A 15105-nucleotide genomic window follows, 5' to 3' on the forward strand; every position below is an offset into this window, starting at 1 on the left:
CAATGACTTTTGCCAAACCGCCTAAAGCTCAGTAAATTCAGCAAAGTTCAGGGTTTTGGGGGTTAGAGGCATGCTCTGCAGGAGGGTTAGCGCAGGTTGAGTTGGGGCTGCAAATTAAAGGAGTGCCCCGGCACCACCACGTAGACGTCGGGGATGTTGGTGGGCTCCAGGCTTTGCAGGGCTAACCCTTCGATGTTGGAGCGCAGGGCGTTGTTGATGGTGGCTTCCAGTTGGGACAAAACCTGCGCCTCGTTGCCCTGAGTAGCCAAGCCAGGAAACTGGCTGTACACGGCGCGCGCCAAGCTGCTGGCCAAGGGGAGCTGGATCAGGGTGAGGTTGGATCCCCCCAGCTGGGGGCCCAAGGTGTTGGCCCGGCCGCGGATGCCCAAAGCTTGGAGGGCATTGGCCGTTTGGCTGACGGGGATGGTGCAAGTATCCATCTTGTAAACGGGCACCGAAGCCATGGTCAGAGCAGAAACGCTGGTCAGTTGCACCACAGTAAAGGAGGCAGTGCCGTTATAGGCAAAGCAAAAATCGCGAAAGGCTGCGGGCACATTGGCAGCGCGGATGGGGCGCTCATCGTCAAAGCCGCCCGACTCGGCGAAGATGTTGCGGATAGCGAATCCCCCGAAGAAGGCCAGCAGGGCCACCACCAGCAGGATCGTCAGATCGGAGGAGGAGACCCCCCCGCTGGAGCTGCCGCCTCGCCCACCACCGCCATATCCCCCACCGCCAACATAGCTGGAGGTGTAGCCGTAAGCCGCGGAACGGCTGTAGTCACTGCGGTAGCCGGATTCCCCAAGGACTCCGTCCCGCTTACGCGAGCGGCCAGCAAAGGACTCCGTCCCGCTACCGCGAAAGGCAGAGGAACGGGCGGATCCGTCGTAACCTCGGCTGCCGGAGACAGAACGGCGGGGAACTAGCGCTTGCCCAGGGCGCTCACCGGCTCCTCCTGCAGCGGCTTTCTGCCCCCCCTTTTCGCTGTCAACACGAGACCCCTCGTCTCGGCCAGTCTGGGGGGAGCGGTTGGAAGGGCGAGAAGTGGCCCCTTGCGCGGACTCCCTGTAGCTATCCCGCCCATTCTCCAAGGACTCCGTCCCGCTACCGCGAACGTCCAGCCAATCCTCTGCGCCCACAAAGGTTGAGCCCTCTTCCGGCAAAGGGGGTGGAGAACGACGACTTTGCCGCCCCCTTCCTTCACCAGAGTTTGCAACCGAGGAGATCGCGGCTTCCTCACCGGCAGAATCCGGGGAATGGCGGCTGGGATCAGGGGCAGCAGTCCGTTCCGCTGCTGCAATGGGATCTTGATCCTCAAACTCAGAAAAACCCATAGTTCTTCGAGCGCTCCCCTCAGCTGCCAAGGCAAGACGGCTTTCAATTTCACTCCCCCGAAGGGAAGGGACTATTGTATGCTAGCAGCTCCCCAGCCAGGACATCGGGGGCTATTCCTGGGATCCAAGCCAGCCCATACGCTTCTCCAGGAGAGGCAACTGCGCTTTCAAGGCGCGCAAGGCTCGGCCTCGGTGGCCGATGGCCTCTTTTTGAGCTGGGCTCATCTCGGCAAAGGTTAGCCCCACTTCGGGCACCCAAAACAGCGGGTCATAGCCAAACCCCCCCTCTCCCCGCGGCTGGGTCAAGATCTCTCCCGAGCATACCCCTTCCACCAGGGCATGCACTACACCTTGGGGATCCACCAGGGCGATGGCGCAGTGAAAGGTGGCTCGGCGATTTGGGATCCCTTCCATTTCCCTGAGCAACCGCTCGATGCGGGCAGCATCGTTGGGGGCATAGCGAGCCGAGCGGATCCCAGGGGCACCGCCAAGGGCTTCTACCGCTAGGCCGGAATCGTCGGCAATGGCCCACTCCCCCAGAGACTTGGCCACGGCTCTGGCTTTGAGAAGGGCATTTTCGGCAAAGGTGGTGCCGGTTTCTTCCACCTCAATTTCTGAGGGCATGCGGCGCAGCTCCCAAGCAGGGGCATGGGCCTGGAAAAAGGCATTGAACTCGCGCCATTTGCCGGGGCTACTGCTGGCCAAGATCAAAGGACGGGTCATGGAAGGTTCCTACGAATCGTATGGATGTAGCGGAAATCTGAGGAGGCGGAAGGCTGTCCAAGGGCTTCCTGCCTAATGGATCTCGAGAACCATGTTGTGCAGGGCTGTGTTAATCACCAGGGTGGATCCGCACCGCTCTACCTTGCCCCCATCCCAGTGCATGTGTCCGCAGATGTAGTAGCGGGGCTGCACCTGTTCCAAAAGGGGGCGCAAGGTGGGTGTGCGACGGTGATACCACTTCCCGCCTTCATCCAAAAAGCCTCGCGGCGGAGCGTGGGTGAGCAGCAGGTCAATGGGCCGGGGGGGTTGACTGTAGAGGGTGAGCAGCTCCTGCAAATGGGCAGAGGTGAGAGACCAGCTCCAGCCACAGGGGGGAGTCCAGGGCACAGCCAAAACCTGTAACCCCAGCCACTCAAAGCAGCAGGACTGGGTGATGGCCCGCCCCCAACAGCCAACCAGCGAATTCAAAACCGAAGCTGCTGGATCGTGGTTGCCAGGTAAAAAGAGCCAGGGTTTGCCCAGGCTCTCCACTGCCGCCAAAAAGGATTGCAGATGAACCACCTCTGCTTGGGCTGCCGGATGAAAGCCCTGGGTGGCCTTGCGGGAAGGTTTGCCGGCCTTGGAACAGAAATCCCCGCAGTTGATGTAAGCATCCACCTCCGGCAGATGGGCAAGGGCCTGCCGGATCAGCCGAGCGCTGCCGTGGTAGTCAGAGCCGAGCAGTAGTTTAATCCCCATGGGCCTCTGCAGCAGAAGAATCCAGGTGGGATCGCTGAAGCAGGGCGGCAACCTGCTGCCAGGAGCTGCTGTACCAAGCTTGCTGGGCTTCCAGTTCTTCGCCGAGGGATCCCGTGGGGCCAAAATCCGGGCAGGCGTACCCCAGGGAGCGTAATCCTGCCACCAACACTGCCGGAGACAGCCACCACTGCTGGGCCAAGCGCAGCAGATCCACCTGGCTGCGGGTTTGCAGGTATTGGCGGAGCTGGCGTTGCAAGCTGGCAGCGGAGGGCAGGGGCACCGCTTGCTGATGGACGGCAATCAACAGCTCGCTGCTGGGGGTGCAACAGAGCAGCCACTTGAGGTGATCCAGAGAAGGGGGCCAGCTCCACAACCAGAGTTGATCATAGCGGTGGCCGGCTTGGGGACGGTCGTAGTGGAGAGTCAGGTGCCGCCGTTCGCGATAGCGGGCCGTAGGCCTTGAAGACAAGTCAAGCCAAGGGCGGCGGAAGCCGTAGAACAGGATGGTTCCCTGCGCCTGAGGCCAGAGGACAGAAAACCGGTCTACAGCTTGCCAACGCAAGGGCTGGGTGGGCTGGGGGGTGGGGCGCCAGATCACCAGAAGTGAGGGCTCTGTCCCCCTCTGGGAGCCAGTCGAGGGCTTGGAGTTGGGCATGGGAGGAGTGGCATCCAGAGAGGCGGGGGAGATGGGAGACTTGCTCCCATCAGGGGTGCGGGGCGCTGTTTTCTCGAGAGGGGGGTTGCCGGCAGTGGCAGCCTCTTGGGCAGGTTGGATCCCGAGAATTTCCAGCTCCAGTTGGGTTTCTCCCTGCCATGTTTTGGCCTTGAGCGTGTAGGCTACATCAACTCGCTCTGGCAGCGGATAGATTTCCGCTCCCCGCCAACGGATGGCCCAAAGAGGGCGCTGGGGCTTCGCGTTTGTGATCCCCACCAACGCATCGGTGATGCTGGCCACTCCGCGGTCATCACTGGGGGTTTTGGCGGCTGAGTCGCTCCTGCCCGGACAAGAGGACTCCGTCCGAGTAGCACGTAACCCATGGGAGCGTTGCGTAGGGAGAGCAGGATCCCGGAGCAGCAGCTTCAGGTGGCCGGGAACTGGGCCAAATCGCTGCTGTTGCAGAACCTGCAGGTTGCGGCTGCAGAAGACCGGCTCAGGATTGCCGATGCCACAGGGCTGCAGATGCTGCAGCTCTCGATAGAGGTCAAGGGTGAGATCTGACAGCGACACTTCGGCATCGATTTGCACCAGCGGCTGGATCTGCTCCGGCTGCAACTGCTGTTGGGCAAACTGCCGCAATCGTTCTTCAAAAAAAGGCCAGTCTTCTGCTCTCAGGCTAAATCCCCCGGCAGCGGGGTGGCCGCCGTGCTTGGTGAGCAGATCCTTGCAAAACTCCAACGCTTGAAACACGTCAAACTCGGGGATCCCCTGCCGCGCCGAGCCGCTGATCTCCCCCTGCCGCGACTGACTGCCGATGAATACCGGACAGCCAAAACGCTCTGCCAACCGCGAGGCCACAATGCCGATCACCCCTTTATGCCATTTCTGCTGAGGGGATCCCAAAATCGTCAATACCCGTTCCTGCTGCAAATCCCGGCCTTGCTGGGCAATTTGCTCTAGGGCTTCTGCCTCGATGCGCCCGCACATCTGCTGCCGCACCTGGTTGAGCCGTTCGCAGCGGCGGGCCAGTTTCTCTGCTTGCAGGGGATCGTCGGTGGTCAGCAACTGGATCCCCATTCTCGCCCGGCCAATTCGCCCAACGGCATTGATGCGGGGCCCCAGGCCAAATCCAATCCACTCAGGCCGCAGCCCCTCCAGGGATCCCTGCATGCCCATCACCTGCAGAAGGGCGCGGATCCCTGCCACCTGGGAGGTGGGCAAGAGGTGCAGCCCCTGCCGCACCCAAAGGCGGTTAACCCCCGTCAGCGGCGCCAGATCGGCAATGGTGCCCACAGTAAACAGTTCCAGGGCCACCCGCTGCAAATGGCCATCACCACGGCGCTCGGCCAGCGCCTGGGCCAGGAGGTAGGCAACTCCCACCCCGGCCATCCCCCGATAGGGAGAAGAAACGGGGAGCTGCTTGGGATTGAGGATGGCATCGGCAGGGGGCAACTGGGGCGGCAAATCGTGGTGATCCGTCACGATTACCGTCAAGCCCAGAGCTTTGGCCAGTTGGATGGGCTCGTGGGCGGAGATGCCGTTGTCCACGGTGAGAATGAGGCGCACCCCCTCTCGGTGCAGCTCTTGCACCATGCGGCTGTTGAGGCCATAGCCCTCCGTCATGCGGCTGGGGATGCGGTAATGCACTGGAGCGTCCTGCAAAGCCCGCAGCAGCAGGGCCGTGCTGGTCATGCCGTCGGCATCGTAGTCGCCGCAAATGGCGATGGGCTCTTGTCGGCGAATCGCCCCGTCCAGCAAGTCCACCGCCAGGGGCAAATCGGCAAAATCCTGGCTGGGTGGAGGCAGGTGGGCGGGATCCGGCTGCAAATACTGCTGCACGGCAGCAGGGCTGGAGAGCCCGCGATTGAGTAAGATCTGAGCCAACACAGGCGAGATCCCCACTGCCTCAGCCAAGCTTTGGGCAGCCAACTTGTCCACCGGATGAAACAGCCAGCGTTGAGCAGGGATCCCGGCCATAGGGAAGGGTGGGGCTTGGATGGGGATAGAGGGTAGGCAGTGCTACAGTTGGCCTAGAGGGTATCCTTTTGACGTTAGCTCAAAACGCTCCTCTGAATCTTTCCTGCCGCCGATGTATTCTCTGCTGCTTACCTATGGTCTTAACCCGCTGACAGGCTTAAAGCTGTTGGTCAAGTCCTCTGAGCAGACCTCTCTGTGGACACTGGCCCAGCAGCTTTGGGGCCGCCCCGGATCTCGGCGACGCAGGCCGCGCCTACAAATCTCGTTAGGCCGCTTGGTGCCAGAGCAAACCGAGCACCTGTCCAAGTTGGAAGTGCTGCTGCGTCTGCGGTTTTTCATCGCCCTCGAAGCCGAAACTCCAGAGGGTGCCCCCCACCACTGTCGCGAACGGTTCTTGCTTCCTTCCGGCCAGGGATCTGCCATTCAGCTTGCCCGCTACACAGAGGGCTCGCAGCAGTACAAGACGGAGATCATCCGCTTTGCCCTGGGGGGATCCCGCACCCTTGTGGCGAGGACTCCATCCCGCCGCCGTCGCCTCTGAAACAAACTCCCCGACAAGCCATAGCGATAGAGTCTTGCCAGCCTATCTATACTGGAGATGCACTAGATCTGTGTTTCTCCCGTGAACCTAACTGGGCTGCATCTTTGCGGTGGCAGTGCGGAGCATTCTATCGGTGGTGGGCGGCATCTGCAAGCCCATCCCTGGCACAGCCTTGCCCAAACTTCGGCTTACGCTAGCTTTGAGTTGTCCTTCCCGCAAGGGGGTGAACTGCGAGCTCTGGCACTGTGGGGGATCCCCGCAGGCCCAGGCAAAGACTCCATCCCGGATGCAGAGGTTTGAGTTGCCGCCAATCCCGCCAGAGGAGATGGATCCCATGTGCAACGCCCGTAAGGACTACGGCTGGCTAAAGTGCTCCGCACTCCTGTTGCCAGCGCAACCGGCCCTCTTTGCCGGATCCCTGGCGGCCTTTGCCCTTGTGCTCCACGCCGTTAATGGGAACGTCCTGCCGGCTGCTTTGGCCCTGACCCGTTACCAAGTGCATGTACTGGCGGATGGGGCGGCGGAGTTGGCTCAGGTGCGCACCCAGGTGCCGGATGCCTATTTTGTGCAAGGGGATGGGCAGGTTTTCATTCTGGCGGGGACGTTCATCAACCGTAGCCATGCTCAACGCCGTCAGGCCGACTTGGAACGGCTGGGGTTATTGGTGCGGGTGGTGAGCCGCCAAGAGACGGATCCCCCTCTGCCCCCTGCTTTTCCTGCCCAAGCAGCACCCAGCCGCCCTGCTGCCAGCTCAAAAGCCTCTGTGCCGCCGACGCCAACCGCTCCGCCCTTGGATCCCCAGCGTCCCTTTGCCACCCACGTGCCCAACCCCACCGGTGATCCCCGTTTGGAAGAACGGGTGCGCCGCTTCTTTCCAGGAGCCACTGTGGTGCAGTACCGCGGCCAGGTTGCTTTGCAAACGGGAACCTTCTCCCGCCTGTCGTTGGCCCAGGATCAAGCCCGCTGGCTAACCGCTCAGGGGTTACCGGCAGTGGCGGTGTCGCTGGTAGGAGAAAATGCTGGCCAGGATCCCATCTCCAATCCCGCCCAAGGGGAACGCTATTGGGTGTTGGTGGCCGATCCCACCGGGGAGAAATGGCCTGCGCTAAAACAACTCCTAGAGGGATCCCTGCCCTTGATCTACGATGACCTGCGGGTGGTGCGCACAGGTGGGTTTGCCGACCCTGCTGCTGCCGCTGATCAGGTGCGTTACCTGGCCGGCCAAGGCTACGAAGCGGGGATCTTCCCCGCCGATCTGCGCCGCTCTCAGCCTCTTTTGCAAGCGGATCCCGTCTCCTCCTCGCCTGCCCAGGCTGTTCCTCCTGGGGAAGAAGGTGGCAGCGGATTTTGGGTGGTGGTGCCGGCTGGGGAAGAGGCCCTACCCAAGCTGCAACAGTTTGCCCCTGATGCCTTCCTGCGGGGCTCAGTGATTCAGGTGGGCACCTACCGGCAACGGGCCAACGCCGAACAGGCGCGGCGCTCTCTGGCCGAAGCAGGGTTCGATGCCCGCATCCTGCCCGTGGAGTAGCCAAGAGCCACTTCCGCCATAAACGCTCTCCTCCTTCCCTGCCGTTGGGGATCCCCATTCGGCCCAAATGGCGACTTGGGTGAGTTTCTGCTTTTGACATACTCCCCACCCTACTGGCTTGTCAAAGCCTACAGCCCGCTTGGGCGAATAGAGCGGTTGACTACCCTGCCACTGCCCTGAGCCTACCGTAAAGCCCTCCTCAAGGACGGAGCGTTTGGGCAACTGGGCGAGGCTGGTAAGAAGGATAGGCCAGCCGTTGCACCACCTGTTTGCAATACACCACCTGTTTCAATAGCAGTGCGGAGCATTTTTCCTAGAGGGCTTGCTTAGCCTGCTGCAGCGTCTGCTCGAACACCTCCAGCGGCTGCGCACCGGAGAAGGCAATGCCGTTCAAGATGAAATGGGGGGTGCCGCCGATGCCCAGTTGAGAGGCCAGGTCGATATCTCGCTGAATGGCGCGCTCTGCCGCCCGACTGCGCCGATCCCGATTGAATTTTTCTACATTCAAGCCCAGCTTCTCAGCAGTGGCCACATAAAACCCATCCCCAAGCTGGGATTGGTTGGCAAACAGCTCGTCGTGAAACTCCCAGAACTTACCTTGACGTTGGGCGGCCCAAGCAGCCCGGGCAGCCGACATCGCTTCTGGGTGGATGCTGGTCAGGGGCAGGTGCTTGTACACCAAGGTCACCTCATCCCCGTGGTCGGCCATGAACTGCTTGAGGGTGCTGTGGGCGCGGGCGCAGAAGGGGCATTGAAAATCGGAGAACTCCACCAATACCAACCGCAGAGCGTCGGATCCCAGTCGAGGGGAATCTCCGATGACGGCGCGTGGGTTCTCCCGCAGTTGACGGCCAAATTCCTCCGCCAGCCGCTGCTGTTGTTGCTGCTGCTCCTGGTACTGTCGCTGCTGGTATTCCTGTACGGCCTCCAGAATCACCTGGGGGTTCTTTCGAATGATCTGCAGCACCTGCTCTTCCAAATCTGCCGGGGCAGCCGCCGCCGCTGGTAGGAAAACCGGAGCTCCACTTCCCACTCCCAGCAGAACCGTCAGCCCGAACAAAAGTCCAGCCCAGGCCAAGCTCCGCCCCCAAGCGCGAAAAATCCTCACCAGCCTATGCATCCCAACCCCCCTCTCAAACATGCCTAGAGCCGTCGCAACTCACCCAGCCTACCGTCAGATCCCAACAGTGTCTATCACTCGTTCGGGGGGGTTAGGAATTGGTGACCTGCAGAAGCTGCTCCTTGATCCGCTGCAACTGGCTGGCCCAGCGGGGATCCGGCTCAGAGGCTGCCTCACTTTCGGCGACGACGGTGGAGCGCCCACCCTTATTGCCGCGCTGGCGTTGCTTCTTGCTGGGGGCAGGGTTTTCTGCCGACTCTTTAGAGCCCTTGGCCTCAGAATCTCTGGACGCTCTGGAATCTTTGGAACCTCTGGACTCTTTGGATGAAGGCTCAGAGGTCGCTGTTTTGGATTCGCCTTCTTCCCCTCGGTCGCGCGGCTGGGCGAGCTCAATGCGCAAGTTGACATCCCCAAAGCTGTGGCCGTTGAACTTTTCGATGTACTGCTGCGCCTGCTCTTGGGTGTTTACCGTTACAAAGCCGAAGCCGCGGCATTTGCCTGTCTTCCGATCCCGGATCACCTTGGTGGAAATGACCTCACCGGCAGAGCGAAAGAGCTTCTCCAGTGCCTGACGATCCACCTCTTCCGGCAGATTTCCAACATACAGACGCACAGGCATGATCCAGCGAAGCTCCTAATCGAAATAACAAAAGGCCAAAATGCAAAGCGCTACATCTAGGGCGCTCAAGCGCATAACATCAAACCCGGAACCCGGTAGTCCATTGTCACACCATAGCGCGCCGCAAAGCGCAACCCTTGGCAATCACGAAGCTATTTTTTAATTTACCTCAACCTGGAGCCGCGAAGACGAGGAGAACGGTTTTTGTGAACGACTGCTTTGTACAGCCGGTTTGTACAGCCGGCTTTTGCAGCTAAGCTAAGCCGGTGTTGTTCAGGCGATCCCGATGTTGAAAAGGTCGCGCCTGGGGGCCTGTGTAGTCGGCTACAAGATGTCCTTGCCCTCGCAGTTGGTAGCGGTAAGTCACCAAGCCTTCCAAGCCCACCGGGCCGCGCGGCGGCAGTTTTTGGGTGCTGATGCCCACTTCTGCCCCAAAGCCGTAGCGAAACCCGTCGGCAAAGCGGGTGGAAGCGTTGTGAAAGACCCCCGCTGCATCTACTTCATCCAAAAATCGCCGGGCAGCAGCGGCATCCTCGGTTACAATCGCTTCGGTATGGCGGGATCCGTACTGCTGGATGTGGGCAATGGCCTCGTCAAGGGAGCCCACCACTTTAATAGAGAGGATCAAATCGGCATACTCGGTGCTCCAGTCGTCCTCGGTGGCCGGGATCAGATCGGGCACCAGCTCGCGGCAGAGGGGATCCCCCCGCAATTCCACCCCCTTTTCCCGCAGGGCCTTGACCGCCAGAGGCAAAAAGTGGGGGGCTATGGCCTTGTGGACCAACAGGGTCTCGATGGCATTGCAGGCGGCGGGGTACTGGGTTTTGCTGTCCACCGTCAGCTTGATCGCCATGTCCACATCCGCTGCCCGATCCACGTACAGGTGACACAGGCCATCGGCATGGCCCAATACCGGGATGCGGGTATTCTCCAGGATGTAGCGGACAAAGCTGCTGGAGCCGCGGGGGATGATCAGGTCTACCAGCCCCTCCAGTTGCAGTAGGGCCTTGACCTCGGCGCGGCTGGTGAGCAACTGCAGGGATCCCTGGGGAAACTCTGGGATCTGCTGCAGGCCCGCCTGGATGGCCGCCATCAAGGCTTGACAGGAGAGCAAAGCTTCGGATCCCCCCTTGAGCAAGACGCTATTGCCGGTTTTCACCGCCAGGGCAGCAATTTGCACCAAAGCATCGGGCCGCGACTCGAAGATCACCCCCAGGACCCCCAAAGGGTAGGTGCGCCGTTCCAAAATTAGCCCCTCGTCCAGTTCCCGGATCAGCAAAGCTCGGCCTACCGGATCCCCCAGCCGGATCACCTGCCGCACTCCGGCCACCATGTCGGCCAGTTTGTGGGCATCCAGCTTCAGGCGAGCATAGGCAGATGCCGACAACTCCCCGGCTTTCACCATCTCCGCCGCCCGCTCCAAATCCGCCCGGTTGGCGGCCAAGATAGACTCTTGGTGCTCCAACAAGGCAGTGGCCATGGCCTCTAGAGCGGCATTCTTAATAGCCGTGGGCAAGGTGGCCGTGTGTTGGGCAGCAGCGCGGGCCAACTGCACTTGGGACAGCAGCGGGCGCTCTGAGGCAGAGGCAAGCGAGCTGGGGCAATCGGTGGCAAGGGACATAGAGTCAGAAAGGGGGCAAAGTGCCCATTTGGAAGAAAAGGGTTGCGATGATAGGTTGTAACAAAGTTGTGTTGAACTGTGATCCTAGAAGCACCCCCGGCAGGGATCCCTATGCTAGGTTGGGCACAGTCGGTTGGGGTTATCTGTAGCCTACCAAAATCCGGATCCCACTTGCTGCGGCAGGGGAGCCCTTCATCGCTCTCGATGCTTCTAAGCTGAAGTTCGCATAGGGGAAGACCCTTGCTCGAAACCCAGTTCCCTGACAATTAGAGATCGACAATTAGAGATCCACCTCTGGAGATCCACCTCGTCAACCTTGACTTTTAGCGCCTTCCAGGAGAGCCAATGAGAAAGCGTGGGTTTGTGGTCAGTGCAACGGCTGCAGTGATGACAGCGGTATCGCTGGTCGGCGTGCAGCTATCTATGCCGGGTTGGGCGGGGTTTCGCCGGGATCCCAAAGAGGTGGTGGACGAGGTTTGGCAAATTGTCAATCGGGAATATGTGGATCCGTCTTTTAATTCCCTGGATTGGGAAGCGGTGCGGCGGGATCTGCTCAGCCGAGAGTATGCCACCCGAGAAGATGCCTACGCGGCCATTCGGGAAGCCCTGAAGAAACTGAACGATCCCTACACCCGATTTCTGGATCCGGATCAGTTTGCCAGCATGCAAATCGATACATCCGGTGAGCTGACCGGGGTGGGGATCACGCTGGGCATGGATCAGGAGACAAACGAGCTGGTGGTGATCTCCCCCATTGAAGGGTCTCCTGCCGACCGGGCTGGGATCAAATCCAAAGACGTGATCGTGCGCATCGACGACAAGTCCACCGAAGGCATGGACACCAACGCTGCAGTCAACCTCATTCGGGGCGAGCCGGGTACGCGGGTGCGGCTGACCATTCGCCGCGAGGGGGAAGGGCTAAAGGTGTTCGATTTGGTGCGGGAAAGAATTGAGCTGGCCACCGTGCGCTACGAGGTTCACGAGGAAAACGGCCTGCCCATTGGCTATATCCGGATTACCCAGTTTTCCGGCAACGCCGCCGAGAAGATGCGCCAAGCCATTCGCGAGCTGGAAAAACAAGGGGTAGCCGCCTACGTTCTGGATTTGCGCGCCAACCCAGGGGGCCTGCTCTACTCCAGCGCCGAGATTGCCCGCATGTGGATTAACCGGGGCAGCATTGTCTCGACGGTGAACCGCCAAGGGGAGCAGGATCGCCTGACGGCCAACAACACGGCCCTTACCGATAAACCTTTGGCCGTTTTGGTGGATGGTGGCTCGGCCAGCGCCAGCGAGATTCTGTCGGGGGCTCTGCAGGATAACCGTCGCGCCGTGATTGTCGGCACGCAAACTTTCGGCAAGGGCCTGGTGCAGTCGGTGCATCCCCTGTCCGATGGATCTGGGCTGGCGGTAACCATTGCCCGTTATCGCACTCCCAACGGTAACGACATCGACCACAAGGGCATTACCCCCGACATTTTGGTGGAATTGTCCGAGGAAGATCTGAAGCGGCTCAGCCAGAACCGAGAGCTGGTGGCCACCCCAGCCGACCCACAGTACGCTGCTGCCATCCAGGCTCTGCAGGCTCAGATCTCTGCCCGTCGGCAGCAGGCCCAAGAGGCCATTCGTTCTTCTTCACGTTAGCCGGTGTTGGGAGCGGTTTTGATGGGTTTGAGATGGACATTCCTGAAGCCGTGGTTGAGGGAATGGCCAAACCCTTGAGGACTGTCCACCAACCCTGGGTTGAAAATGCTTTTATTGTTTCTGTAGGTGGCGCGTAGCACAATGGCGGGGTCGAAGATCGCGGGATCCATGAATTTGGTCGGACGGGATCTGCTCAAGCTCAGCGACCTAACCCCGGCGGAGCTGTCGGCCCTGCTAGCCCAGGCGGCTGAGTTAAAGCGGGATCCCTATCGGGTGGAGCTGCGGGGTCGGGTGTTGGGGCTGTTGTTTCAGAAGGCTTCTACCCGCACCCGCGCCAGTTTTACGGCAGCCATGGCCCAATGCGGGGGCAGCACCCTCGATCTGGTGCCGACAGTGATGCAGGTGAGCCGCGGCGAACCCCTGCAGGATACGGCCCGCGTCCTCTCCCGCTACCTGGATGTGATCGCCATTCGCACCTACCACCAGAAGGAACTGGAAACCTTTGCCGAGTATGCCGATATTCCGGTGATCAACGCCCTCACCGATCAGTTTCACCCCTGTCAGGTGTTGGCCGATCTGCTCACCATTCAGGAGAACTTTGGCCAACTGGCGGGCCTGACCCTGGCCTATTGCGGCGATGGCAATAACGTTGCCCACTCCCTGCTGTTGGGTTGTGCCATGAGCGGGATCCACATCCGCGTCGCCACCCCCCCCGGTTACGAGCCGGATGCGGCAGTGGTGGAGCAAGCCCGCACTCTGGCCCAGGGATCCCAGGTGTTGGTGCTGCAGGATCCCCAGGAAGCCGTCTCTGGATCCCAGGTGGTCTATACCGACGTGTGGGCCAGCATGGGTCAAGAAGCTGAGGCCGAGGCCCGCAAGGCCACCTTTCTGCCCTACCAGGTCAATGCCGAGCTGATGCAACAGGCAGATCCGGAAGCCATTGTGCTGCACTGCCTGCCGGCCCACCGGGAAGAGGAAATCACCACTGAAGTATTGGAGGGATCCCAGTCCCGCGTGTGGGATCAGGCGGAAAATCGCCTACATGTGCAAAAGGCACTCCTGATTCAGGTGCTGGGCGCAGGATGACCCCTCACCCCCAGGCTAGAGAGCGGGTTAGCAAATGAGCTTACCGGAAAACTGGGTCTATGGTCATTTCGATTTAAACCAGGACACTGCACCCACACCCCAAACGTTGGTCGCGTCGGCGTTGCAGAGCAATAGCGTTGCGGAGCGATAATGCAGAGGGCCAGAAGGTTTTTCAAGGACTCCGTCCCGCTGGCGCGACCAGTAGCCTAGGCGTCTCACCCTAACCTGAAATGACTATATTTGACAAAACTGGCCCAAATCCTAAGCTGGCTACCGATTACTGCTGGGGCGGCGGGCGGCAATTGCCAGGCTGACATTGGGCACCCGCTGCAGAGTATCCATCACCTCCACCACCTTGCCGTGGGAGAGGGCCAAATCGGCGTTGATCACCACCAAGCGCCGCCCTTCAGCCGGCTTCTCGGCCAGGATGCGTTCCACTGCCGGGATCAGGGCAGAAATATCGGCAATTTTCTCCTGATTGACGGCAATCTGTCCTTCCGCCGTCACGCTCACCGTTACATCCGGCTGCAGACGAACTTCGGCTGTGGTCGCGTCCGGCAGGTTCACATCCAGAGCCTCGGAGCGGGTGAGCACCAAGCTGGCGATCACGAAAAACACCAAGATCGAAAAAATGACATCGATCAAAGGCACGATGTTGATCTCGCCGGATCTAAAGTTTTCTTCCGGGATTCGCATAGGCTACGAGGGCTCAAGCGACGAGTAAGGGGGAAGGGTAGAGCTGCCGCTGGGGCTGGGCTTTGTGTAGGGGTACTGAGAAAGCTGCTGGGCCTGCATTTCTTGCCGTTGCCGATGCAGCAGTTCCAGCTCGCCGCCGTACTCCTGGATCTTGGAAAGTTGCCGCAGGTACAAAGAGCGGAAGACATTGGAGATCAGCAGAGTGGGAATGGCCACGATCAGCCCAAAGGCCGTCGAGTACAGGGCTTCGGCGATCCCCTGACCTACCCCCTGCGTATCGGTGCCGCCGATATCCCCCAGTTGGATGGAGCTGAGGATCTGGATGATGCCGGTAACGGTGCCCAGCAAGCCCAGGAAAGGGGCGACGGTAATCACGGTGTCGAAGACCGTGTTGAAGCGCTTTAGCAGGGGCACCTCTGCCGCCAAGGCGGTTTCCAGGGCCAACTTAAAATCTTCCGGGCTGGCCTCGTTCAGCTCCAGCCCGGCCAAAAAGATGCGGGCAATCGGCAAATCGGCATTTTGCTCCAGCAAATACTGGGCAGCGCGCGGGTTGCGCCGGTACTGACTCAGGGCCTGCCGCACCACCTCCTCCTGCCGATGGGTGATCTTCCACCAAAACAGCACCCGCTCAATGCAACAGGCCACCGAGAAGACCGAGAACGTCAACAGGGGGATGGAGTAATACCAACCCTGGATCATGAGCTGCAAGACTCTATCCATCGATCCTGATTCCCCCCTCCAAGCGGCAATTTACGCTCATCTTGTCATAGCACTTTCTCGGCAGGGCTGGGATCCCTTCTTGCGCGGCGAAGGTTGCACCTTTTGG

At 60.4% G+C, this 15105-nt stretch carries 14 protein-coding genes; 4 read left to right on the forward strand and 10 right to left on the reverse strand.

The window, feature by feature from the left end; all coding sequences use genetic code 11:
- Window positions 1–86: 86 nt before the first annotated feature.
- The 4 genes from NW849_RS10600 to recJ form a co-directional block, all read right to left on the reverse strand.
- Window positions 87–1331, reverse strand: a complete 1245-nt coding sequence (locus tag NW849_RS10600; RefSeq protein ID WP_414357612.1) for a hypothetical protein — start codon at window positions 1329–1331, stop codon at window positions 87–89.
- Between the two features lie 111 nt (window positions 1332–1442).
- The gene (gene rdgB, locus NW849_RS10605; protein WP_414357613.1) at window positions 1443–2054 is read right to left on the reverse strand and encodes an RdgB/HAM1 family non-canonical purine NTP pyrophosphatase; all 612 of its coding nucleotides are present in this window, start codon (window positions 2052–2054) and stop codon (window positions 1443–1445) included.
- Between the two features lie 72 nt (window positions 2055–2126).
- A complete protein-coding gene (locus NW849_RS10610; RefSeq protein WP_414357614.1) occupies window positions 2127–2792 on the reverse strand; it encodes a metallophosphoesterase family protein in 666 nt (221 codons plus the stop codon).
- Window positions 2782–5427, reverse strand: coding sequence for a single-stranded-DNA-specific exonuclease RecJ (recJ, locus tag NW849_RS10615; RefSeq protein ID WP_414357615.1), 2646 nt, complete (start codon window positions 5425–5427; stop codon window positions 2782–2784). The genes NW849_RS10610 and recJ overlap by 11 nt, the downstream gene beginning before the upstream one ends.
- Before the next feature lie 112 nt (window positions 5428–5539).
- Between recJ and NW849_RS10620 the strand changes: the two genes are divergently transcribed.
- Together NW849_RS10620 and NW849_RS10625 are read left to right on the forward strand one after the other, a co-directional pair.
- A complete protein-coding gene (locus NW849_RS10620; RefSeq protein ID WP_414357616.1) occupies window positions 5540–5968 on the forward strand; it encodes a hypothetical protein in 429 nt (142 codons plus the stop codon).
- A gap of 115 nt (window positions 5969–6083) precedes the next feature.
- On the forward strand, window positions 6084–7496 hold the full coding sequence (locus tag NW849_RS10625; RefSeq protein ID WP_414357617.1) for an SPOR domain-containing protein: 1413 nt from the start codon (window positions 6084–6086) through the stop codon (window positions 7494–7496).
- A gap of 313 nt (window positions 7497–7809) precedes the next feature.
- Here the strand turns inward: NW849_RS10625 and NW849_RS10630 are convergent, their stop codons facing one another.
- The 3 genes from NW849_RS10630 to NW849_RS10640 form a co-directional block, all read right to left on the reverse strand.
- A complete protein-coding gene (locus tag NW849_RS10630) occupies window positions 7810–8604 on the reverse strand; it encodes a DsbA family protein (RefSeq protein ID WP_414357618.1) in 795 nt (264 codons plus the stop codon).
- A gap of 103 nt (window positions 8605–8707) precedes the next feature.
- Window positions 8708–9235: an RNA recognition motif domain-containing protein gene (locus NW849_RS10635; RefSeq protein WP_414352054.1), complete on the reverse strand. Its 528-nt coding sequence runs from the start codon at window positions 9233–9235 to the stop codon at window positions 8708–8710.
- 253 nt (window positions 9236–9488) lie between these two features.
- Entirely contained in the window at window positions 9489–10856 is a 1368-nt protein-coding gene (locus tag NW849_RS10640; RefSeq protein ID WP_414357619.1) for a glutamate-5-semialdehyde dehydrogenase, read from the reverse strand.
- A 345-nt stretch (window positions 10857–11201) separates the two neighbouring features.
- Here NW849_RS10640 and ctpC point away from each other — a divergent pair, with 345 nt between their 5' ends.
- Window positions 11202–12497, forward strand: a complete 1296-nt coding sequence (gene ctpC / locus NW849_RS10645; protein WP_414357620.1) for a carboxyl-terminal processing protease CtpC — start codon at window positions 11202–11204, stop codon at window positions 12495–12497.
- On the opposite strand, the gene NW849_RS10650 is transcribed toward ctpC, so the two are convergent.
- The gene (locus NW849_RS10650; protein ID WP_414357621.1) at window positions 12494–12667 is read right to left on the reverse strand and encodes a hypothetical protein; all 174 of its coding nucleotides are present in this window, start codon (window positions 12665–12667) and stop codon (window positions 12494–12496) included. The genes ctpC and NW849_RS10650 overlap by 4 nt on opposite strands.
- Here NW849_RS10650 and argF point away from each other — a divergent pair.
- On the forward strand, window positions 12666–13583 hold the full coding sequence (gene argF / locus NW849_RS10655) for an ornithine carbamoyltransferase (RefSeq protein WP_414357622.1): 918 nt from the start codon (window positions 12666–12668) through the stop codon (window positions 13581–13583). The two genes, NW849_RS10650 and argF, sit on opposite strands and share 2 nt — an antisense overlap.
- A gap of 270 nt (window positions 13584–13853) precedes the next feature.
- Here argF and NW849_RS10660 read toward each other — a convergent pair whose 3' ends face one another.
- Together NW849_RS10660 and NW849_RS10665 are read right to left on the reverse strand one after the other, a co-directional pair.
- Window positions 13854–14279 (reverse strand): ExbD/TolR family protein, encoded by a 426-nt coding sequence (locus NW849_RS10660; RefSeq protein WP_414357623.1) that lies wholly within the window; start codon window positions 14277–14279, stop codon window positions 13854–13856.
- Window positions 14280–14282: 3 nt separating this feature from the next.
- Complete coding sequence (locus tag NW849_RS10665) at window positions 14283–14975, reverse strand: MotA/TolQ/ExbB proton channel family protein (protein ID WP_414357625.1); 693 nt, start codon at window positions 14973–14975, stop codon at window positions 14283–14285.
- Window positions 14976–15105: the final 130 nt, after the last annotated feature.

This window comes from Synechococcus sp. R55.3 (assembly GCF_047461975.1).
Classification (GTDB): domain Bacteria; phylum Cyanobacteriota; class Cyanobacteriia; order Thermostichales; family Thermostichaceae; genus Thermostichus.

Coding starts and splice junctions, on each gene's coding strand:
- NW849_RS10600 (WP_414357612.1), bottom strand. CDS start 1,331: ATGGGTTTTTCTGAGTTTGAGGATCAAGATCCCATTGCAGCAGCGGAA.
- rdgB (WP_414357613.1), bottom strand. CDS start 2,054: ATGACCCGTCCTTTGATCTTGGCCAGCAGTAGCCCCGGCAAATGGCGC.
- NW849_RS10610 (WP_414357614.1), bottom strand. CDS start 2,792: ATGGGGATTAAACTACTGCTCGGCTCTGACTACCACGGCAGCGCTCGG.
- recJ (WP_414357615.1), bottom strand. CDS start 5,427: ATGGCCGGGATCCCTGCTCAACGCTGGCTGTTTCATCCGGTGGACAAG.
- NW849_RS10620 (WP_414357616.1), top strand. CDS start 5,540: ATGTATTCTCTGCTGCTTACCTATGGTCTTAACCCGCTGACAGGCTTA.
- NW849_RS10635 (WP_414352054.1), bottom strand. CDS start 9,235: ATGCCTGTGCGTCTGTATGTTGGAAATCTGCCGGAAGAGGTGGATCGT.
- NW849_RS10640 (WP_414357619.1), bottom strand. CDS start 10,856: ATGTCCCTTGCCACCGATTGCCCCAGCTCGCTTGCCTCTGCCTCAGAG.
- ctpC (WP_414357620.1), top strand. CDS start 11,202: ATGAGAAAGCGTGGGTTTGTGGTCAGTGCAACGGCTGCAGTGATGACA.
- argF (WP_414357622.1), top strand. CDS start 12,666: ATGAATTTGGTCGGACGGGATCTGCTCAAGCTCAGCGACCTAACCCCG.
- NW849_RS10650 (WP_414357621.1), bottom strand. CDS start 12,667: ATGGATCCCGCGATCTTCGACCCCGCCATTGTGCTACGCGCCACCTAC.
- NW849_RS10660 (WP_414357623.1), bottom strand. CDS start 14,279: ATGCGAATCCCGGAAGAAAACTTTAGATCCGGCGAGATCAACATCGTG.